Source organism: Pelomonas caseinilytica, from assembly GCF_021353235.1.
Lineage (GTDB): Bacteria > Pseudomonadota > Gammaproteobacteria > Burkholderiales > Burkholderiaceae_C > Pelomonas > Pelomonas caseinilytica.
This window is the reverse complement of record NZ_JAJTWT010000011.1, coordinates 62203-82404: the sequence shown is the minus strand read 5'-3', so window position 1 is coordinate 82404 and position 20202 is coordinate 62203. Positions and strand designations below refer to the sequence as shown.

General features: G+C 68.1%; 18 protein-coding genes. 14 read left to right on the top strand and 4 right to left on the bottom strand.

Annotated elements, in window-relative coordinates:
* Positions 1-14 precede the first annotated feature (14 nt).
* The 11 genes from nuoH (at position 15) to LXT12_RS21620 (ending at position 13330) form a co-directional block, all read left to right on the top strand.
* Positions 15-1112, top strand: coding sequence for an NADH-quinone oxidoreductase subunit NuoH (gene nuoH, locus LXT12_RS21670; RefSeq protein ID WP_233394382.1), 1098 nt, complete (start codon positions 15-17; stop codon positions 1110-1112).
* A gap of 2 nt (positions 1113-1114) precedes the next feature.
* A complete protein-coding gene (nuoI, locus tag LXT12_RS21665; protein WP_233394381.1) occupies positions 1115-1603 on the top strand; it encodes an NADH-quinone oxidoreductase subunit NuoI in 489 nt (162 codons plus the stop codon).
* 54 nt (positions 1604-1657) lie between these two features.
* Entirely contained in the window at positions 1658-2299 is a 642-nt protein-coding gene (locus LXT12_RS21660; RefSeq protein WP_233394380.1) for an NADH-quinone oxidoreductase subunit J, read from the top strand.
* A complete protein-coding gene (nuoK, locus tag LXT12_RS21655; protein WP_088481271.1) occupies positions 2296-2616 on the top strand; it encodes an NADH-quinone oxidoreductase subunit NuoK in 321 nt (106 codons plus the stop codon). The genes LXT12_RS21660 and nuoK overlap by 4 nt, the downstream gene beginning before the upstream one ends.
* A gap of 13 nt (positions 2617-2629) precedes the next feature.
* The gene (gene nuoL, locus LXT12_RS21650) at positions 2630-4669 is read left to right on the top strand and encodes an NADH-quinone oxidoreductase subunit L (protein ID WP_233394379.1); all 2040 of its coding nucleotides are present in this window, start codon (positions 2630-2632) and stop codon (positions 4667-4669) included.
* Between the two features lie 19 nt (positions 4670-4688).
* On the top strand, positions 4689-6161 hold the full coding sequence (locus tag LXT12_RS21645) for an NADH-quinone oxidoreductase subunit M (RefSeq protein ID WP_233394378.1): 1473 nt from the start codon (positions 4689-4691) through the stop codon (positions 6159-6161).
* A 20-nt stretch (positions 6162-6181) separates the two neighbouring features.
* Positions 6182-7663: an NADH-quinone oxidoreductase subunit NuoN gene (nuoN, locus tag LXT12_RS21640; protein WP_233394377.1), complete on the top strand. Its 1482-nt coding sequence runs from the start codon at positions 6182-6184 to the stop codon at positions 7661-7663.
* 10 nt (positions 7664-7673) lie between these two features.
* Positions 7674-7976 (top strand): DUF2818 family protein, encoded by a 303-nt coding sequence (locus LXT12_RS21635; protein ID WP_233394376.1) that lies wholly within the window; start codon positions 7674-7676, stop codon positions 7974-7976.
* On the top strand, positions 7963-8544 hold the full coding sequence (locus tag LXT12_RS21630) for an NUDIX domain-containing protein (protein WP_414708894.1): 582 nt from the start codon (positions 7963-7965) through the stop codon (positions 8542-8544). Before LXT12_RS21635 ends, LXT12_RS21630 begins: the two co-directional genes overlap by 14 nt.
* 381 nt (positions 8545-8925) lie before the next feature.
* Complete coding sequence (locus LXT12_RS21625) at positions 8926-10104, top strand: efflux RND transporter periplasmic adaptor subunit (RefSeq protein ID WP_233394374.1); 1179 nt, start codon at positions 8926-8928, stop codon at positions 10102-10104.
* A gap of 1 nt (position 10105) precedes the next feature.
* Positions 10106-13330 (top strand): efflux RND transporter permease subunit, encoded by a 3225-nt coding sequence (locus LXT12_RS21620; protein WP_233394373.1) that lies wholly within the window; start codon positions 10106-10108, stop codon positions 13328-13330.
* Between the two features lie 4 nt (positions 13331-13334).
* Here the strand turns inward: LXT12_RS21620 and LXT12_RS21615 are convergent, their stop codons facing one another.
* Entirely contained in the window at positions 13335-14738 is a 1404-nt protein-coding gene (locus tag LXT12_RS21615) for an FAD-binding oxidoreductase (RefSeq protein WP_233394372.1), read from the bottom strand.
* On the bottom strand, positions 14735-15115 hold the full coding sequence (locus LXT12_RS21610; protein WP_233394371.1) for a DUF2069 domain-containing protein: 381 nt from the start codon (positions 15113-15115) through the stop codon (positions 14735-14737). The genes LXT12_RS21615 and LXT12_RS21610 overlap by 4 nt, the downstream gene beginning before the upstream one ends.
* A 21-nt stretch (positions 15116-15136) precedes the next feature.
* On the opposite strand from LXT12_RS21610, the gene LXT12_RS21605 reads away from it, so the two are divergent.
* Positions 15137-16414 carry a YihY family inner membrane protein gene (locus tag LXT12_RS21605; RefSeq protein ID WP_233394370.1) on the top strand — a complete coding sequence of 426 codons (1278 nt, stop codon included), beginning with the start codon at positions 15137-15139 and terminating at the stop codon, positions 16412-16414.
* Here LXT12_RS21605 and LXT12_RS21600 read toward each other — a convergent pair.
* Positions 16386-17339, bottom strand: coding sequence for a tripartite tricarboxylate transporter substrate-binding protein (locus LXT12_RS21600; protein ID WP_233394369.1), 954 nt, complete (start codon positions 17337-17339; stop codon positions 16386-16388). The two genes, LXT12_RS21605 and LXT12_RS21600, sit on opposite strands and share 29 nt — an antisense overlap.
* A 29-nt stretch (positions 17340-17368) precedes the next feature.
* On the bottom strand, positions 17369-17944 hold the full coding sequence (locus tag LXT12_RS21595) for a helix-turn-helix domain-containing protein (protein ID WP_233394368.1): 576 nt from the start codon (positions 17942-17944) through the stop codon (positions 17369-17371).
* Positions 17945-18042: 98 nt separating this feature from the next.
* Between LXT12_RS21595 and kbl the strand changes: the two genes are divergently transcribed.
* Together kbl and LXT12_RS21585 are read left to right on the top strand one after the other, a co-directional pair.
* The gene (kbl, locus tag LXT12_RS21590) at positions 18043-19239 is read left to right on the top strand and encodes a glycine C-acetyltransferase (RefSeq protein ID WP_233394367.1); all 1197 of its coding nucleotides are present in this window, start codon (positions 18043-18045) and stop codon (positions 19237-19239) included.
* Complete coding sequence (locus LXT12_RS21585) at positions 19236-20192, top strand: NAD-dependent epimerase/dehydratase family protein (RefSeq protein WP_233394366.1); 957 nt, start codon at positions 19236-19238, stop codon at positions 20190-20192. Before kbl ends, LXT12_RS21585 begins: the two co-directional genes overlap by 4 nt.
* Positions 20193-20202 lie beyond the last annotated feature (10 nt).

Genomic DNA, 20202 nt, shown 5'->3' with positions numbered 1-20202 from the left:
GAGCCCCACCCACCATGATCGACACCCTCTACCAAAACGGTGCATCTCTGCTGGGCGGCCTGTGGCCCCTGGTCTGGAGCCTGCTCAAGATCATCGCCGTCGTCGCGCCGCTCATGATCTGCGTCGCCTACCTGACGCTGTGGGAGCGCAAGGCCATCGGCTGGTCGCAGATCCGTCCGGGCCCCAACCGCGTCGGCCCCTACGGCCTGCTCACGCCCATCGCCGATGCGGTCAAGCTGATCTTCAAGGAGATCATCAAGCCGACGGCCGCGAACAAGGGCCTGTTCTTCCTCGGCCCGGTCATGACCATCATGCCGGCGCTCGCCGCCTGGGCGGTGGTGCCCTTCGGTCCGGACGCCGCCGTCGCCAACGTCAATGCCGGCCTGCTCTTCCTGATGGCCATCACCTCGCTGGAGGTCTATGGCGTCATCATTGCGGGCTGGGCCTCCAACTCGAAGTACGCCTTCCTGGGCGCGCTGCGCGCCTCGGCCCAGATGGTGAGCTACGAGATCGCCATGGGCTTCGCTCTGGTCGTCGTGCTGATGGTGACCGGTAGCCTGAACATGACCGAAGTCGTGCAGGTCCAGGAGCGTGGCACCTTCGCCGGCATGGGCCTGAACTTCCTGTCCTGGAACTGGCTGCCCCTGCTGCCCATCTTCGTCGTCTACTTCATCTCGGGCTTGGCCGAAACCAACCGCCACCCCTTCGACGTGGTGGAAGGAGAGTCCGAGATCGTCGCCGGCCACATGATCGAGTACTCGGGCATGTCCTTCGCGATGTTCTTCCTGGCCGAGTACGCCAACATGATCCTGGTGTCGGCCCTGGCCGTCGTCATGTTCCTGGGCGGCTGGAGCGCGCCGATCTCCTGGCATCTGCTGGGCATGCAGACGCCGGACTTCATCCAGCACACGATGGCGTTCTGGAACTGGGCCTGGCTGTTCGGCAAGACCTTCGTCGTCGTCACGATGTTCCTGTGGGTGCGCGCCACGTTCCCGCGCTTCCGCTACGACCAGATCATGCGTCTGGGCTGGAAGATCTTCATCCCCGTGACCCTGGTCTGGCTGGTCGTCGTCGGCCTGTGGATGCAGACCCCCCTCAATATCTGGAAGTAAGCATGAGTGGCTTCCTGCAATTCGCCAAGAGCTTCATGCTCACCGAGCTGTTCAAGGGCATGGCCCTGACCGGCCGGCATTTCCTGTCGCGCAACATCACGGTGCAGTTCCCGGAAGAGAAGACGCCGCTGTCGCCGCGCTTCCGGGGTCTGCATGCGCTGCGCCGTTACGAGAACGGCGAGGAGCGCTGCATCGCCTGCAAGCTGTGCGAGGCCGTCTGCCCGGCGATGGCCATCACCATCGAGAGCGACGTGCGCGCCGACGGCAGCCGCCGCACGACGCGCTACGACATCGACCTGACCAAGTGCATCTTCTGCGGCTTCTGCGAGGAGAGCTGCCCGGTGGACTCCATCGTCGAGACCAGCATCTTCGAATACCACGGCGAGAAGCGCGGCGACCTGTACTTCACCAAGGACATGCTGCTGGCCGTTGGTGACAAGTACGAGCCCCAAATCGCGGCCCAAAAGGAGGCGGACGCCAAGTACCGCTGATCGCTGGCGCGCCGCAAGGTGCGCAGCGGTCCAGCACAGCTGGCCTGGATACGCATGGACATCACGACCATCCTCTTCTACGTCTTCTCCGGCATCCTGCTGGTGTCGTCGTTCCGTGTCATCACGGCGCGCAGCACCGTGCATGCGGCGCTCTTCCTGATCCTGTCGTTCTTCACGGCGTCCTGCATCTGGATGCTGCTGAAGGCCGAGTTCCTGGCCATCGCCCTGGTCCTCGTCTACATCGGCGCGGTCATGGTGCTCTTCCTGTTCGTCGTCATGATGCTCGACCTCAACACGGACAGCATGCGTGAGGGCTTCTGGAAGCACCTGCCCGTGGCCGCCGTCATCGGCGCGCTGATCGCCTTCGAGATGGGCATCGTGCTGATGGGCGGCTTCCAGCTGTCCGACGCCCCCGTGGCCACCGCGGCCCAGGTGCAGCAGGGCAACACCAAGCTGCTGGGCATCGAGATCTACACGAGTTACCTCTACCCGCTGCAGATTGCGGCCGTGCTGCTGCTCGTCGCCATCGTCGCCGCCATCGCGCTGACGCTGCGCCGCCGCAAGGACTCGCGCGCCATGGACCCGTCCGAGCAGGTCAAGGTCACCAAGGCCCAGCGCCTGAAGATCGTCAAGATGGCGCCGACCGTCGCCGCGCCTGCGCAACCCGCCGCACCCACCGAAGGAGGCCAGGCATGATCGGCGCCGCTGGACTGACCCTGGGCCACTTCCTGACGCTCGGCGCGATGCTGTTCGCGCTGTCGGTGATCGGCATCTTCCTGAACCGCAAGAACCTGATCGTGCTGCTGATGGCCATCGAGCTGATGCTGCTGGCGGTCAACCTGAACTTCGTCGCCTTCTCGCACTACCTCGGCGACATGGGCGGCCAGGTCTTCGTGTTCTTCATCCTGACCGTCGCGGCGGCCGAGTCGGCCATCGGCCTGGCCATCCTGGTCGTGCTGTTCCGCAACCGGGCCAGCATCAACGTCGAAGAGCTCGACGCTCTCAAGGGCTGAGGACACGCACAAGATGTCTGCACAACTTTCCCAGAACCTGCTGCTGACGGTGCCGCTGGCGCCGCTGGCCGGTGCCGTCGTGGCTGGCTTCTTCGGCAAGGCCGTGGGCCGGCGCGGTGCCCACATGGCCACCATCCTCGGCGTGCTCGTCGCCTTCGTCATTTCGGCCATGACGCTCTACAGCGTCGCCGTCGACGGGGCGCGCTTCAACGCCACCGTCTACGAATGGATGGTGCTCGGGCCCTTGAAGATGGAGGTCGGCTTCCTCATCGACGGCCTGACCGCCATGATGATGTGCGTGGTGACCTTCGTGTCGCTGATGGTGCACATCTACACCATCGGCTACATGGAAGAGGATCCGGGCTACCAGCGCTTCTTCTCCTACATCTCGCTGTTCACCTTCAGCATGCTGATGCTCGTCATGAGCAACAACATGCTGCAGCTGTTCTTCGGCTGGGAGGCCGTGGGCCTGGTGTCCTACCTGCTGATCGGCTTCTGGTACACCAAGCCCAGCGCGATCTTCGCGAACATGAAGGCCTTCCTGGTGAACCGGGTGGGCGACTTCGGCTTCATCCTGGGCATCGGCCTGCTGGTGGCCTACGGCGGCTCGCTCAACTACGCCGAGACCTTCGCCAAGGCGGACGCGCTGTCCAAGCTGACCTTCCCCGGTACCGACTGGGCGCTGCTCACCGTCGCCTGCATCTGCCTGTTCATCGGCGCCATGGGCAAGAGCGCGCAGTTCCCCCTGCACGTCTGGCTGCCCGACTCCATGGAAGGCCCGACCCCCATCTCCGCGCTGATCCACGCGGCGACGATGGTGACGGCCGGCATCTTCATGGTGGCGCGCATGTCGCCGCTGTTCGAGCTGTCCGACACGGCGCTGAACTTCGTGCTGGTCATCGGTGCCATCACGGCCCTGTTCATGGGCTTCCTCGGCATCATCCAGAACGACATCAAGCGCGTGGTGGCCTACTCCACGCTGTCCCAGCTGGGCTACATGACCGTCGCCCTGGGCGCCTCGGCCTACTCGGTCGCCGTCTTCCACCTGATGACGCACGCCTTCTTCAAGGCGCTGCTCTTCCTGGGTGCCGGCTCCGTGATCATCGGCATGCACCATGACCAGGACATCCGCAACATGGGCGGCCTGCGCAAGTACATGCCCATCACCTGGATCACCTCGCTGCTGGGCTCGCTCGCGCTGATCGGCACGCCGCTGTTCTCGGGCTTCTATTCCAAGGACTCGATCATCGAGGCCGTGCACGCCAGCCACCTGCCGGGCGCGGGCTTCGCCTACTTCGCCGTCATCGTCGGCGTGTTCGTGACGGCCTTCTACAGCTTCCGGATGTACTTCCTCGTCTTCCACGGCAAGGAGCACTTCCACCACAAGCCCTTCCCGCCGGAGGACGACGGGGCCCACGGCCACGACGACCACCACGACCACACGCCCCACGAATCGCCCGCCGTCGTCTGGGTGCCCCTGGTGCTGCTGGCCATCCCCTCGGTCGTGATCGGCTTCATGACCATCCAGCCCATGCTGTTCGGCGATTTCTTCAAGGACGCCATCTTCGTCAACGAGCACCTGCACCCGGCGATGGAGGAACTGGCCCATGACTTCCACGGCGCCGCCGCCATGGCCCTGCACGGCCTGAAGTCGCTGCCTTTCTGGCTGGCCCTGGGCGGCGTCGTGACGGCCTACGTGTTCTACATGGTGGCCCCGGCGATCCCGGCAGCGCTCGCCAAGGTGCTGCGCCCGGTCGTCGTGATCCTCGAGAACAAGTACTACATGGACTGGATCAACGAGAACATCCTGGCGCGCCTGGCGCGCGCCATCGGTGTCGGCCTCTGGAAGGGCGGAGACGCCGGCCTGATCGACGGCCTGATCATCAACGGCTCGGCCCGCACGGTGGGCGGCATCGCCGGCCTGGTGCGCCGCGTGCAGACCGGCTACCTCTACTGGTACGCCCTCGTCATGATCCTCGGCGTCATGGGCCTGATGACCTGGCAGCTGTGGCCCTACATCAAGCCCCACTTCAACGCCCTGTTCGGGCTCTGAGCGGAGGCGGAGAACAAGAATGCTGAGTCTTGCGATTTTCCTGCCCATCGTCTGCGGCGCCCTGCTGCTGGCGCTCGGCCGTGACGACCAGGCCAACGCCGTGCGCTGGATGGCGCTGGTGGCCGCGGTGGCGAGCCTGCTCGTCACCCTGCCGCTGATCACCGGTTTCGACACCACGACGGCTGCCCTGCAGTTCGTCGAGAACCAGCCCTGGATCGAGCGCTTCAACATCCGCTACCACCTCGGCGTGGATGGCATCTCGATGTGGTTCGTGCCGCTGACCGCCTTCATCACGGTCATCGTCGTCATCTCTGCCTGGGAAGTGATCGAGACGCGCGTCAACCAGTACATGGGCGCCTTCCTCATCCTGTCGGGCCTGATGGTCGGCGTGTTCTCGGCCGTGGACGGCATGCTGTTCTACGTGTTCTTCGAGGCCACGCTGATCCCGATGTACATCATCATCGGCGTGTGGGGCGGCCCCAACCGGGTCTACGCGGCCTTCAAGTTCTTCCTCTACACGCTGGCCGGCTCGCTGCTGATGCTGGTGGCGCTGCTCTACCTGTACTACCAGTCGGGCGGCAGCTTCGACATCCCCACCTGGCACAAGCTGCCGCTGGCCGGCTCGGCCCAGACCTGGCTGTTCTTCGCCTTCCTGGCGGCGTTCTCGGTCAAGGTGCCGATGTGGCCGGTGCATACCTGGCTGCCCGACGCCCACGTCGAGGCGCCCACGGGCGGCTCCGTCGTGCTGGCCGCCATCATGCTGAAGCTGGGCTGCTACGGCTTCCTGCGCTTCTCGCTGCCCATCGCGCCCGACGCGGCCCACCAGTGGGCCTGGCTCATCATCGCGATGTCGCTGATTGCCGTCGTCTACATCGGCCTCGTCGCCCTGGTGCAGAAGGACATGAAGAAGCTGGTGGCCTACTCGTCCATCGCCCACATGGGCTTCGTGACGCTGGGCTTCTTCGTCTTCAACGAGCTCGGCATGTCGGGCGCCATCGTGCAGATGGTCTCCCACGGCTTCGTCTCGGGCGCCATGTTCCTGTGCATCGGCGTGCTCTACGACCGTGTGCACTCGCGTGAGATCGCTTCCTACGGCGGCGTCGTCAACACCATGCCCACCTTCGCCGCCTTCGCCGTCTTCTTCGGCATGGCCAACTGCGGCCTGCCGGCGACGGCCGGCTTCGTGGGCGAGTGGATGGTCATCCTCGGCACCGTCAAGGCCAACTTCTGGCTGGGCGGCATCGCGGCCACGGCCCTGGTGTTCGGCGCGGCCTACACGCTGTGGATGATCAAGCGCGTCTACTTCGGCGCCATCGCCAACGACCACGTGCGCGCCCTGACCGACATCAACAAGCGCGAATTCATCATGCTGGCCCTGCTGGCCGTGGCGACGCTCTACATGGGCGTCTATCCCAAGCCCTTCACCGACGTGATGCACAGCTCCGTCGACGCGCTGCTCCAGCACGTCGCGCAGAGCAAGATCCCGGGTTGACGGCGAGCTGAGGCAAAACAATGAACGACATGAACTGGCTCGCCATCTATCCCGAAATCCTGCTGCTGGCGATGGGCTGCGTCGTCGCCCTGGTGGACCTCTGGGTCACCGACGAGCAGCGCCGCCCGACCTACTGGCTGACGCAGCTGACCCTGCTCATCGTGGCCGGCCTGCACTTCAGCTATTTCGACGCCGGCCTCACCACCTACGCGATGCAGGGCATGGTCGTCGCCGACCCGATGGGCCACCTGCTGGCGGGCTTCGCCTGCATCGCGACGCTGATCGCCATGGTCTACGCCCGGCCCTACGCCGGCGTGCGCGAGATGCTGAAGGGCGAGCTCTTCATCCTCAGCCTCTTCGCGCTGCTGGGCATCAACGTGATGCTGTCGGCCAACAACTTCCTGGTCGTCTATCTCGGCCTGGAGCTGATGAGCCTGTCGCTGTACGCCCTCGTGGCCCTGCGCCGCGACCACGCCGTCTCGACCGAGGCCGCGATGAAGTACTTCGTCCTCGGCGCCCTGGCCAGCGGCTTCCTGCTCTACGGCCTGTCGATGATGTACGGCGCCACCGGCTCCCTCAGCATCCCCGAGGTCTTCGACGTCATCTCCAAGGGCATCCCCAACAAGTCGGTGCTGGTCTTCGGCGTCGTCTTCGTCGTCGCCGGCCTGGCCTTCAAGCTCGGCGCCGCGCCCTTCCACATGTGGGTGCCCGACGTCTACCAGGGCGCGCCCACGGCCGTCACCCTGCTCATCGGCGGCGCGCCCAAGCTGGCGGCCTTCGCCATCACCATGCGCCTGCTCGTCGAGGGCATGATCGGCATGGCCGCGGACTGGCAGCAGATGATGGTGGTGCTGTCGGTGCTGTCGCTGCTCGTCGGCAACCTCGCCGCCATCGCCCAGAGCAACCTCAAGCGCATGCTGGCCTACTCGACCATCGCCAACATGGGCTTCATGCTGCTGGCCATGACGGCCGGCGTCGTCAACGAGAGCACCAAGTGGGGCAACAACGCCTACAGCTCGGCGATGTTCTACGTCATCACCTACGTGCTGACGACCCTGGGCACCTTCGGCATGGTCATCCTGCTGTCGCGCCAGGGCCATGAGGCCGAGGAGATCAAGGACCTGGCCGGCCTGGCCAAGCGCAGTCCCTGGTTCGCGCTGGTCATGACCCTCTTCATGTTCTCCCTGGCCGGCGTGCCGCCGACGGTCGGCTTCTACGCCAAGCTCGCGGTGCTTCAGGCCCTGGTGACGACCAACGTCCAGGCCTACCTCTACCTCGCCGTCTTCGCCGTCGTCATCTCCCTGGTGGGCGCCTTCTACTACCTGCGCGTCGTCAAGGTCATGTTCTTCGACGAGCCGACCGACACCGCCGCCATCGCCGCCCCGGGCGACGTGCGCATCGTGATGTCGCTCAACGGCGCGGCCATGCTGGTGTTCGGCGTGCTGCCCGGCGGCCTGATGGCGTGGTGCGCCCACGCCATCATGAAGACCCTCTCGACCTGACGGAGCGGCGATGGACCAGGGCGTGGCCGTCTGGCTGGTCCTCGCGGCGGCCCTCGTCGCGGCCAACCTGCCTTACTTCAGCGAGCGGCTGCTCATCGTCGGCCCCCGCCGCGCGCCCAAGGCCGTCGGCTGGCGGCTGCTGGAGCTGGCGCTGATGGCCGTGCTCACCTTCGGGCTCGGCTCGGCGCTGGAGGCCCGCATCGGCCAGCGGCAGGAACAGGGCTGGGAGTTCTACGCGGCAGCCACCTGCCTCTTCATCACGCTGGGCTTCCCCGGCTTCGTCTGGAGGTATCTGCGCCGTGGCCGTGGCTGACGACCCCCTCGTCGAGCGCCTGCTCGAAGGCTCCCAGGTCTACCAGGGCCACTTCCTCGACGTCCGGCGCGACCGCGTCGCGCTGCCGGACGGCAGCATCTCGCATCGCGAATACATCCGGCATCCGGGGGCTGTCATGGTGGTGCCGCTGCTGGACGACGGACAACTGCTGATGGAGCGCCAGTACCGCTACCCCATGGGCCGCGTGATGCTGGAGTTCCCCGCCGGCAAGCTCGACGCCGGCGAGGATCCGCTGGCCTGCGGCCAGCGCGAACTGCTGGAGGAAACCGGCTACCGCGCTGCCGAATGGGCCTACGCCGGCGTGCTGCACAACGCCATCGCCTATTCGGACGAAGGCATCCACATCTTCTTCGCCCGTGGCCTCGTCCAGGGCGAGCAGAAGCTCGACGAAGGCGAGTTCCTCGAACTCGTCACGCACTCGGCGCGGGAGCTCGACGAGCTCGCCGCCCGTGGGGAGCTCACCGACGCGAAGACGCTGATCGGCCTGCTGTGGCTGCAGCGTTGGCAGCAGGGCGCCTGGCCGCTGAACTGGCAGCCCGCCGCCTGAGCCGCTGAGGGCAGGGCGGCTGGCCGCGTCGCGAGGCGCCGCCCGTCGTCCACGGTTGCAGGTCGTCGCACGCGTTCGACGGCTCATCGGGCGCCTACGCAGTCCGTCGCACGACTTCCGGCAGGGGTGGCCATCCTCGGTATGCTTGCCAAATTGTTTCGTGCTGTATGCGAACAATCCGACGAAGGCGCCGCCCGGCTGCCGGTCGACGCCGCCCCGGCCAGGAAGAGAAGTGACTCCGCGCCTGGGGCTAACGTGCAGATCGGATGGCTGGAAGCGAGCCCGCAGGCCCCGCGTGGCGCCGCCATCCGGTGGCACATGCCGGCCCCTCGCGGTCCGCAACGCCGTCATCGCCCATCGATCCCAACCGTCGCTTCCAGGATGACCCACCGCCACTTCCCGTTGACGCGCACCGCGCGCGGCCTGATGACCGTCTCCGCCCTTGCCGCCTTGCTCGTCGTGACCGGCTGCAAGAAGCCGGAAGGTGCCGATGAGGCCAAGACGCCACCGCCGCTGCAGCTCAGCGTCGAGGACCGGCTCATCATGGGAGAGAGCGAGCACAGCTCAGGCCCGCTCATCACGGGGGCGGTCCAGCCGGAGCGCCGCGCCGACCTCCGCGCCGAGGTCTCCGCCGTCGTGCAGCAGGTGTTCAAGGAAAACGGTGAACTGGTCCGCAAGGGCGACCTGCTCGTGCGGCTGGACGCCACCGCCATCCGTGACAGCCTCACCTCGGCCGAAGAGGCCGCGCGGGCGGCCAACGAGGCCTTCCAGCAGTCCGACCGGCAATGGCAGCGCCAGAAGACTCTGCAGGCCCAGGGCATGATCTCCCAGCAGGCGCTGGAAGATGCCCAGAACCGCCGGACGGCGGCCCTCAGCGAGAAGGTCGCCGCGGAGGCGCGGCTCGTGTCCGCACGCCAGCAGGTGACGCGCACGGAGGTCCGGGCGCCGTTCGACGGTGTCGTCAGCGAGCGCCAGGTGTCGCCCGGCGACACGGCCCAGGTCGGCAAGGCGCTGCTGAAGGTCATCGACCCGAGCAGCATGCGTTTCGAGGGTTATGTGTCGGCCGACCGGCGAGCCGAACTCAAGATCGGCCAGGCGGTGGACCTCCGCATCAACGGCGCCGCCAGTTCGCAGATCGAGGGCCGCATCCGCCGCATCGACGTCGCCGCCGACCCGGTCACCCGCCAGGTCGCGCTGCTCGTGGACTTCGTCGACCCCAAGCAGGCCGCCGTGTCGGGCCTGTACGGCGAGGGGCACGTGCGCACCACCACCGTCGCGGCGCTGATGCTGGGCGAGTCCGACATGCAGCGTGACGGCGACCGTGCCTTCGCCTGGATCGTGCAAGGCGGCAAGCTGCACCGGCAGCCCATCACGCTGGGGGACCGCGACAACCGCACGGGCGAATTCGTCGTCAAGAGCGGCTTGTCCGTCGGCAGCGTCGTCATCCGCAACCCGAGCCGCACGCTGGTCGAAGGCACTGTCGTGCAGCAGGGGGCGGTGAAGCCGGCACCCGCCGCATCGGCGGCCCCGGTCGCCGCCAAGGCCAGCGCAGGAGGCTGACGTGCTCATCTCCGACTTCGCCATCAAGAAGCCGATCGCGACGATCGTCTTCATCATCGGCATCATGGCGCTGGGTCTGCTGGCGCTGACCAAGCTCAAGGTCAACCAGAACCCCGACGTCGAGATTCCCATCATCGTCGTCAGCATCCCCTACCCGGGCGCCTCGCCCGAGACCAGCGAGCGCGAGATCGTCAACCGCGTCGAGCGGCCGCTGCTCGCGGTGCCCGGCGTCACCGAGGTGCGCTCCACGGCCGGCGAAGGGCAGGCGACCTTCGTGCTGCAGTTCGACTTCAAGAAGAACCTCATCGAGGCGGCCGACGACGTGCGCAACGCCATCGCCTCGGTGCGCTACAACCTGCCGCAGGAGATGCGCGAGCCCATCCTGCAGCGGGTCGACCCGTCGGCGCAGCCCATCATGCAGGTGTCGCTCGAGTCGTCGACGCTCAGCCATGCCGAGCTCTCCCGCATCGCCGAGGACCAGCTCGCCGACAAGTTCCGCGCCATCCCGGGCGTCGGCAAGGTCGACGTCTTCGGCTCTCTCAACCGCGAGCTGTCCGTGCTGTTGCGTGGTCAGAAACTGCGCGAGTTCAACGTCTCCGTGTCCGACGTCGTCAACGCCCTGCGCAACCAGAACATGTCGGCGCCGGTCGGCAAGGTCCGCGGCGAGTACGAGGACCAGAGCATCCGCCTGATCGGCCGCATCGCATCGCCGGCCGACTTCGACCGCATCGTCGTCAAGCGCACGGCCGGCGAGCTGGTGCGCCTGGGCCAGGTCGCCAGCATCGAGGACGGCTTCGCCGAGCGCACCACGCTCAGCGTGCGCAACGGCCGCAACAACGTCGGCCTGTCCATCACGCGTTCTCGCGAGGCCTCCACGGTCAGCGTGGCCAAGGAAGTGCGCAAGATCGTCGAGGAGAGCAACAAGAACCTGCCGGAGAACACCAAGCTGGAGATCACGCAGGACGGTGGCAAGGACGCGCAGAACAGCCTCAGCAACGTCATCGACGCGCTGGTCTTCGGCGCCGGCCTGACCATCTTCGTGGTCTACGCCTTCCTGAACTCCTGGCGCTCCACGCTGATCACGGCCACCTCGCTGCCCACCTCGGTCATCGCGGCCTTCATCGCCGTCTGGCTGTTCGGCTTCTCACTGAACTTCATGAGCCTGCTGGGCCTGTCGCTGGCCATCGGCGTGCTGATCGACGACGCCATCGTCGTGCGGGAAAACATCGTGCGCCACATGGAGCGCGGCGCCGACCGGCGCACCGCGGCCTTCCGCGGCACCGCCGAGATCGGCCTGGCCGTGGCGGCCACCACCTTCTCCATCGTGGCCGTGTTCGTGCCGGTCGCCTTCATCGCGGGTGTGGCCGGCGAGTGGTTCCGCCCCTTTGCGCTGACCGTCGTGGCCTCGGTGCTGGTCAGCCTGCTGATCTCCTTCACGCTGGACCCCATGCTGTCGGCCTTCTGGGGCGACCCCCCGGGCCATCACGAGGCGCCCAAGACCGGCATCTCCAAGGTCCTGCAGAAGTTCAATGTCTGGTTTGACCACCAGGCCGACCGCTACGGCCACGTCATCGCCTGGGCGCTGCACCACCGCCGCTGGATGGCCAGCATCGCCTTCCTGAGCTTCGTCGCCGCCATCGCGCTGCAGTTCACGGTGGGCGGCAGCAGCTTCCTGCCGAGCTCGGACTTCGGCACCATCGCCGTCGACATCCGCACGCCGCCCAGCGCCAGCCTGGAATACTCGCGCCGCAAGCTGGCGGCGGCGGCCGAGATCGCCAAGCAGTTGCCGGAGACCAAGGCGACCGACAGCTTCGTGCAGACCACCGGCGGCAAGCTCTACGTCGACCTCGGCAAGAGCAACACCCGCAAGCGCAGCGCGCAGCAGGTGGCGGCGGAACTGCGCGAGCGGCTGCGGGTGCTGACCGGCGCCGAGTATGTCGTGCTGGACGACCTCAACAATGGCGGCCAGAAGCCGGTGCAGATCCGCTTCTACGGCAGCGACACGCGCCAGCTGATGTCGATGACCGAAGACTTCATGGCCAAGCTGCGCAAGGTGCCGGGCGCCGTGGACGTGGGCCTGTCGCAGCAGGACACGCAGGACGAGCTGCAGATCGAACTGCACCGCGGCCTGGCCAACGCCATGGGCATCTCGGTGGGCGACGCCGCCAACGCGCTGCGCGTGGCCTTCGCCGGCATCCAGGTGGGCGACTGGATCGACCCGACCGGCCAGACGCGCGACGTCTCCGTGCGGCTGCATCCCGCCGACCGGGTCGATTCCACCAACATCGAGCGCCTGCCGATCGCCGTGTCGGGCACCGGCACGATGGTGCCGTTGGAGCAGATCGCCACCGTCACGACGGGCAAGGGCCCGGCCACCATCCAGCACGTGGACGGCAAGCGCGTGGTAACCGTGTCGGCCAACGCCCAGGGCCGCTCCTCGGGCGAGGTGTCGGCCGATGCGCAGAAGCTCGCGCAGCGCATGAATTTCCCGCCCGGCTACGGCATCAAGCTGGCCGGCGCCTCCAAGGACCAGGCGGAAGTGTTCAGCGCCATGGGGATCGCGCTGGTCTCGGGCATCGGGCTGATGTACCTGATCCTCGTCATCCAGTTCAACTCCTTCACCGCGCCGCTGGGCGTCATGCTGTCGCAGCCGCTGTCGCTGATCGGCGTCGTCATCGCGCTGCTGCTCACGCACGGCACGCTGAACCTGATGAGCTTCATCGGCATCATCATGCTGGCCGGCCTCGTGGCCAAGAACGCCATCCTGCTGCTGGATGCCGCGCGCCAGGAGGAAGCCAATGGCGTGCCGCGCGAAGAGGCGTTGATGCATGCCGGCCGCAAGCGCTTCCGGCCCATCCTGATGACGACCTTCGCGCTGATCGCCGGCATGCTGCCGGTGGCCATCGGCGTGGGCGAGGGCGGCGAGTTCTATCGTCCGATGGCCGTGGCCATCATCGGCGGCACGATCACGTCCACCTTCCTGACGCTGCTGATGGTGCCGAGCTTCTACGACAGCATCGAGATCATGCGGGACCACCTCGGCCAGAAGTTCGACCGCCGTGCCGCCCGCTGGGGCGCGCTCGTCGCCGGGGTGCTGTGCTTCCTGGAGGTGCTGGCCTTCCTGACGCTGACCCGCTTCGTCTACCGGCTGCTGCGCGGCATCGGCCGCTGGCTCGGCGGTCGCCGCGGAGGCGCCGCCCCGGTGGTGCAGCCGCAGACCGACTGAGGCCTTAGAGCACGCGGCCCGGATTCATCAGGCCCTGGGGATCCAGGGCCTTTTTTATCGCCTGCATCAAGCCGAGCGCCACGGTGTCCTTGCGCCGGGCCAGTTCCTCGCGCTTGAGCCGGCCGATGCCGTGCTCGGCCGAGATCGAGCCGCCGCGCCGCTGCACCGCGTCGTAGACCCGTTCGTTGATCGCCGCCTCGTGCGCCGCCAGGAACTCCGCAGGCGCCACGCCCGGCGGCGCCTGCACGTTGTAGTGCAGGTTGCCGTCGCCCAGGTGGCCGAAGTCGATGACCTCGGCGCCGGGCAGCCAGGTCGCCAGCGCGGCGTCCATCTCGGCGACGAAGCCGGGAATGGCCGAGACGGGCAGGGCGATGTCGTGCTTGATGTTGAGCCCGGCCTGGGCCTGGGCCAGAGGGATGGCCTCGCGCAGATGCCAGAAGGCCTGGGCCTGCTGGAGGTTTTGCGCGATGGCGGCGTCCTCGACGCTGCCGCGCTCGACCGCTGCTTCCAGCAGGCCTTCGAAGACGGCGCGCGCATGCTCGGCACTCTCGGCGTCGGACAGTTCCAGCAGCACCGTCCAAGCCGCGGCGCCGAGGGGCTGGGGCAACTGGGGCAGCTCCCGAGCCACCAGGGCGAGAGACGCCCGGTTCATGACCTCGAAGCCGGTCAGCGCGTCGCCGGCGCGCTCGCGGGCGAGGCCCAGCAGCGCCACTGCCGCCTCCAGCGAGCCGCAGGCCGCGAGCGCCGTCACGCGGTCCTTGGGCTGGGGGTAGAGCTTCATCGTCGCCGCGGTGATGACGCCCAGCGTCCCCTCGCTGCCGATGAAGAGGTCGCGCAGGTCGTAGCCTGTGTTGTCCTTGCGCAGGCCCGACAAACCCTGCCAGACCTCGCCCGAAGCGGTGACCACTTCCAGCCCCAGGCAGAGCTCGCGCGCATTGCCATAACGCAGCACCTGCGTGCCGCCGGCATTGGTCGCCAGGTTGCCGCCCAGGGTGCACGATCCCTCGGCCGCCAGGCTGAGCGGAAAGAGCAGCCCGGCCGCGGCCGCCGCTGCCTGGGCCTCGGCCAGCACGCAGCCGGCCTCGGCCGTGAGGCTGGCGTTGGCCGCGTCGACCGCGCGCACGCGCTTCATGCGCGACAGGCTCAGCACCAGCTGCCGGCCGCTGTCGTCCGGTGTCGAGCCGCCGACCAGTCCGGTGTTGCCGCCCTGGGGCACGACGGCGACGCGGTGCTCGTGGCAGAGCTTGAGGACGGCGGCCACCTCGTCGGTCGACGCCGGCCTCGCCACGGCCAGGGCCTGGCCCGGATAGCGCTTGCGCCAGTCGCGCTCGTAGGCCGACAGGTCGCCACCCACGAGCAGCCCGGCGTCGCCGAGCCGCGCATGCAGGGCGTCGAGGAAGGCGCTCATGCCGCCTTGGCCGCCGCCAGGCGCTGGCGGATCTGGGCCGTGCAAGCCGTGAAGACGACGATGCCGAGCACCACCTCGGCCATCGCCAGCCACTGGCCGCGCCCCGCGTCGCTGGTGGCGCGCACCAGGCCTTCGAGCACGTAGAGCCACACCCCCAGCGCCACCCAGCGGTAGGTGTAGAGGCGGTAGCGCCACAGGCCGGTGAGCGCGGGCAGCAGGGGCAGGGCCTTCACCGCCAGCGTGCCGCGGCCGGTCGGCGCCAGCCAGAGCTCCCAGGCCAGGCACAGCAGCAACAGGGCCAGCGTGGCCGTCAGGGCGAGGTTGCGCGACAGCCGCTCGGCGGCGGTCGGCTCGGTTCTTTCGGGGGCGGGCGGCATCACTGCGGCATCATAGAAGCCATGTCCGCCCTTCCTTCGCCGTCCGACAACCCCGACGCGCCCCTCGAACGCAATCCCATTGCCCTGGCCAGCAGCTTCATCGCCGAGCTGCTGGCCTGGCCCTGGCTGCAGACGCTGCACACCTTCCGCCAGCGCTTCCGCGAGGAGAAGCTCGGCCTCACCGCCGGCAGCCTCACGTTCACGACGCTCATTTCACTCGTGCCGCTGCTGACGGTGATGCTGGCCGTCTTCACGGCCTTCCCCATCTTCTCCAGCTTCCAGTCGGCGCTGGAGCAGTACTTCCTGAAGAGCCTGATCCCGCCCAACATCGCCAAGCCCGTGCTGGGGGCGCTCACCCAGTTCGCCGCCAAGGCCAACAAGCTCGGCGCCGTCGGCCTGGTAGCCCTGGGCGTCACGGCGCTGGCGCTGATGCTGACCATCGACCGCACCCTCAACGCCATCTGGCGCGTGCAGCGCCCGCGGCCCATGGCGCAGCGAGTGCTCGTCTACTGGGCGGCGATGACGCTGGGGCCGCTGCTGCTGGGCGCGAGCCTCACGCTGACGAGCTATGCCATCAGCGTCGGCCAGGGCCTGCTCACCAAGATGCCGGCCGACCTGGCGGCTCTTCTGGGCGGTGCCGACATCGTGCTGCTCGGCCTGGCCATCGCCGGCCTCTTCCACTACGTGCCCAACACCCACGTGCGCTGGCGCCACGCGGTGCTCGGCGGCGCCTTCGTGTCGCTGGGCTTCTCGCTGGCGAAGTCGCTGCTGGCGTGGTACCTGAAGCTGGTGCCGACCTATTCGACGCTCTACGGCGCCTTCGCCACCGTGCCGGTCTTCCTCATCTGGGTCTACCTGGGCTGGGTGATCGTGCTGCTCGGCGCCATCCTCGCGGCCAACGCGCCCAGCCTCGTCGGGCGCCTGCATCTGCGGCCGGACACCCCCGGCCAGCCGCTGGCCCTGGCGCTGGAAGTGCTGCGCGAACTGCGACGCTCGCGCGACGCCGGCCACAGCGGCCTGTCCCACCTCGGCCTGGCACGAGCGCTGCGGGTCGACCCGCTGCAGCTCAGCCCCGTGCTGGACCGGCTGCAGGCGCTGGACTGGATCGGCCTGCTGGAAGAGGAGGGCGCCCAGCGCCTGGTGCTGCTGTGCGCGCCCGAGCGGGTGGCGGCCGAGCCGCTGCTGCGCGCCTTCCTGGCGGGGCGCGACGGGCTGCTGGCCAACCTGTGGACCCAGGGCGAGTGGGCCACCCTCACCCTGGAGAGCCTGCTCACTGAGGCTGGAAGCCCCCGGCCTTGATGATGCGGGCCCAGGCCGCGGCGTAGGCGCGCTCCCGGGCGGCGAGCTGGGCGGCTGTCATCATGCCCACCGACAGGCCAAGCTCCGTCAGCCGCATCTTCACGCCCGGCTGGGCGATGACGCCGGCCAGCGCGTTCGAGAAGCGCTCCACGGCGGTCGGCGAGGTGCCGGCCGGCGCGAAGACGCCGTAGTAGGGCAGGTCCTCGAAGCCGGCGATGCCGAGTTCGGCGAAGGTCGGCACCTCGGGCAGCACGGCCTGGCGCTGCAGGCCCATGACGGCGACGATGCGCAGCTTCTTCTGCTGGTGGTTGACGATGAGGTCCGGCACCGAGCCGACCCCGGCGCCGATCTGGTTGCCCAGCATGTCGGCAATCATCGGCGCGCTGCCGCGGTAGGGCACGCTGAGCAGGTTCAGGCCATTCTTCTCGCCGATCAGCTTGACGAGGAACTCCGGCACCGACGCCGGCGCCGGCACGCCGACGCTGCCCTGGCCGCCCTGCTTCTTCACCCAGGCGAGGTACTCGGCGAGGCTGTGGGCGGGAGTGCCGCCCGACAGCGCGAAGGCATTGGCGAAGGTGGCGAAGCCGGCCACCGGCAGGAAGTCCCGCGCGGGGGCGAAGCCGGGGTTCTTCAGCACCAGCGGCAGGATGGAGATGGTGTGGTCGTGGCTGACGAAGAAGGTCGTGCCGTCCGCCGGTGCCGCCTTCAGCGCCTGGGCGGCGATCTGCCCGCCGGCGCCGGGCTTGTTCTCCACCAGCACCGTCGTGCCGAGCGACGCCTGCAGGGCCTCGGCCAGCAGCCGCGCGATGGCGTCGGTGCCCCCGCCCGGGGGGAATCCGACCAGCAGGCGGATGGGCTTGTCCTGCGCACGAGCGGCCAGGGGGAGGGCGGCCAGCGCGGCCAGGGCGGAACGTCGTTGGATCATTGGCGGGCTCCCGGATGGAGCCGCCAAGTCTACGGGTGCAGGACCACCAGCAGCGCCGTCGCCGCCGACTTGCCCGGGTTGCGGATGGCGTGCGGGCCGTCCACGGCATAACGGGCGGTTTCGCCGGCCTTCAACCGCGTGGCCGCGCCTGCGGCCGTGACCTCGAGGCCGCCGGTCAGCACGCTCAGGTGCTCGCGCGACCCCGGCTCATGGGCCTGGCTGTCCAGCACACCGCCGGGTTGCACCGTCAGCTCGTACCACTCGAACTGACCCGCCAGCTCGATGGGCCCGAGGATGCGCAGCTTGCACAGGCCGTCCGGGCTGGTCAGCCCGGGCGTCGCGTGCGCGGGCACCGTCTCGATGGCCGGCGCTGCGGTGCGTTCGGCGCCCAGCAGCTCGCCCATCTCCACGCCCAGCGCATTGGCCAGCCGCCAGACCACAGCGACGGTAGGGTTGGCCTGGTTGCGTTCGATCTGCGACAACATCGACTTGCTGACGCCCGCCCGCTTGGACAGGTCGTCCAGCGACAGGCCGCGGCTGGCGCGCAGGGCCTGCAGCGAGGCGCCCACGCGGGGCGGTTCGAGTTCGGCGGCGGGTTTGTTCATCGCACGGTTGACCGGGATAGACGTTTTTCAGATACTGCACGAATGTTCGATATATCGAACTCGTCCAATTTAACGAATTGTGCCTCAGGAGCTCGTCCATGAGCCAAGCCTTCTACCGACATCTGCAAACCGAACTCGACGGCATCCGCGCCGCCGGCCTCTACAAGGCCGAACGCATCATCACGACGCCGCAGGGCGCGGTGGTCCGCACCACCGACGGCCGCGAGGTCATCAACCTGTGCGCCAACAACTACCTCGGCCTGTCGTCCCACCCCAAGGTCATCGAGGCCGCCCACGAGGCACTGCGCACCCATGGCTTCGGCCTGTCGTCGGTGCGCTTCATCTGCGGCACGCAGGACCTGCACAAGGAGCTGGAGCAGCGCATCGCACGCTTCGTCGGCTGCGAGGACGCCATCCTCTATGCCGCGGCCTTCGACGCCAACGGCGGCCTCTTCGAGCCCCTGCTGGGCGAGCAGGACGCCATCATCAGCGACGCCCTCAACCACGCCTCCATCATCGACGGCATCCGCCTGTGCAAGGCGCAGCGCTGGCGCTACGAGCACAACGACCTGGCCGACCTGGAGCGCTGCCTGAAGGAAGCGAGCGAGAAGGGCGCGCGCTTCAAGCTGGTCTTCACCGACGGCGTGTTCTCCATGGACGGCACCATCGCCCAGCTCGACAAGATCCGTGAGCTCTGCGACCGCTACGACGCGCTGCTGGGCATCGACGAATGCCATGCCAGCGGCTTCCTCGGCAAGACCGGCCGCGGCACGCCCGAATACCGCGGCGTGTTCGGCAAGATCGACATCATCACCGGCACTTTCGGCAAGGCCCTGGGCGGCGCCAGCGGCGGCTTCACGGCGGCCCGCAGGGAGGTCGTCGAGCTGCTGCGCCAGCGCTCCCGGCCCTACCTCTTCAGCAACACGCTGGCGCCAGCCATCGCCGGCGCGTCGCTGGCCGTGCTGGACCTGCTCGAAGGCTCGACCGAACTGCGCGACAAGCTGGAAGCCAACACCGCCTGGTTCCGCCAGGCCATCCAGGCGGCCGGCTTCGAGATCAAGCCGGGCACCCATCCCATCGTGCCCATCATGGTCTACGACGCCGTCAAGGCCCAGGAACTGTCCAAGCGCATCCTGGAGCTGGGCATCTACGCGGTCGGCTTCTTCTTCCCCGTGGTGCCCAAGGGCCAGGCGCGCATCCGCGTGCAGATCTCGGCCGTGCACGAGCGCGAGCACCTGGAGAAGGCCGTGGCCGCCTTCGCCCAGGCCGGCCGCGAGCTGGGGCTGGTGAAATGACCCGGCCGACCCGCATCCTCATCATCGGCGCCAACGGCCAGATCGGCACCGAGCTGGCCGCCGAACTGGCCCGGCAGCATGGCGAAGACGCCGTCATCACCAGCGACCTGAGCCCGCAGGGCCGCATCCGTACCCTGCAGCACGAGGCGCTGGACGTCACCGACGCGGGCGCCCTGGCCACGGTCGTCAAGCGCCATCACATCACGCAGATCTACCACCTCGCCGCGGCCCTCTCCGCCAACGGCGAGAAGCACCCGATGTGGGCCTGGGACCTGAACATGAAGGGCCTGCTCAACGTGCTGGAGCTGGCCCGCCACGAGAAGCTGGACAAGATCTTCTGGCCCAGCTCCATCGCCGCCTTCGGCCCGAACACGCCGGCCGTCGACACGCCCCAGACCACCGTCATGGACCCGACCACGGTCTACGGCATCTCCAAGCTGGCCGGCGAGCGCTGGTGCGCCTGGTACCACGCCAAGCACGGCGTGGACGTCCGCAGCCTGCGCTATCCGGGCCTCATCAGCTGGAAGACGCCGCCCGGCGGCGGCACGACGGACTACGCCGTCGAGATCTTCCACGCCGCGCTCAAGGAGGGTCGCTACACCTGCTTCCTCGAAGCCGGCCAGGCCCTGCCCATGATGTACATGCCCGACGCCCTGCGGGCCACCCTCGAGCTGATGAATGCCCCGGCCGAGTCCGTCCGCCAGCGCGGCAGCTACAACCTCGCCGGCGTCAGCTTCACGCCGGAGCAGATCGCCGCGTCCATCCGCCGGCGCCTGCCCGGCTTCACGATGGACTGCGTACCCGACTTCCGGCAGGCCATCGCCGCAAGCTGGCCCCGGCGCATCGACGACCGCGAGGCCCAGGCCGACTGGGGCTGGCGTCTGCATTACGACCTCGACGCCATGGTCGACGACATGCTGACCGAGCTGGCGCGCGAATTGAAGGTCGGATGACAGACGGCCC

Excerpts from the sequence above, each read along its gene's own strand:
- LXT12_RS21625 (WP_233394374.1), top strand. The coding sequence starts at position 8,926 with ATGACCCACCGCCACTTCCCGTTGACGCGCACCGCGCGCGGCCTGATG.
- LXT12_RS21615 (WP_233394372.1), bottom strand. The coding sequence starts at position 14,738 with ATGAGCGCCTTCCTCGACGCCCTGCATGCGCGGCTCGGCGACGCCGGG.
- nuoI (WP_233394381.1), top strand. The coding sequence starts at position 1,115 with ATGAGTGGCTTCCTGCAATTCGCCAAGAGCTTCATGCTCACCGAGCTG.
- LXT12_RS21600 (WP_233394369.1), bottom strand. The coding sequence starts at position 17,339 with ATGATCCAACGACGTTCCGCCCTGGCCGCGCTGGCCGCCCTCCCCCTG.
- LXT12_RS21595 (WP_233394368.1), bottom strand. The coding sequence starts at position 17,944 with ATGAACAAACCCGCCGCCGAACTCGAACCGCCCCGCGTGGGCGCCTCG.
- nuoH (WP_233394382.1), top strand. The coding sequence starts at position 15 with ATGATCGACACCCTCTACCAAAACGGTGCATCTCTGCTGGGCGGCCTG.
- LXT12_RS21605 (WP_233394370.1), top strand. The coding sequence starts at position 15,137 with ATGTCCGCCCTTCCTTCGCCGTCCGACAACCCCGACGCGCCCCTCGAA.
- kbl (WP_233394367.1), top strand. The coding sequence starts at position 18,043 with ATGAGCCAAGCCTTCTACCGACATCTGCAAACCGAACTCGACGGCATC.
- LXT12_RS21635 (WP_233394376.1), top strand. The coding sequence starts at position 7,674 with ATGGACCAGGGCGTGGCCGTCTGGCTGGTCCTCGCGGCGGCCCTCGTC.
- nuoK (WP_088481271.1), top strand. The coding sequence starts at position 2,296 with ATGATCGGCGCCGCTGGACTGACCCTGGGCCACTTCCTGACGCTCGGC.
- nuoN (WP_233394377.1), top strand. The coding sequence starts at position 6,182 with ATGAACGACATGAACTGGCTCGCCATCTATCCCGAAATCCTGCTGCTG.
- LXT12_RS21660 (WP_233394380.1), top strand. The coding sequence starts at position 1,658 with ATGGACATCACGACCATCCTCTTCTACGTCTTCTCCGGCATCCTGCTG.
- LXT12_RS21610 (WP_233394371.1), bottom strand. The coding sequence starts at position 15,115 with ATGCCGCCCGCCCCCGAAAGAACCGAGCCGACCGCCGCCGAGCGGCTG.
- LXT12_RS21645 (WP_233394378.1), top strand. The coding sequence starts at position 4,689 with ATGCTGAGTCTTGCGATTTTCCTGCCCATCGTCTGCGGCGCCCTGCTG.
- nuoL (WP_233394379.1), top strand. The coding sequence starts at position 2,630 with ATGTCTGCACAACTTTCCCAGAACCTGCTGCTGACGGTGCCGCTGGCG.
- LXT12_RS21585 (WP_233394366.1), top strand. The coding sequence starts at position 19,236 with ATGACCCGGCCGACCCGCATCCTCATCATCGGCGCCAACGGCCAGATC.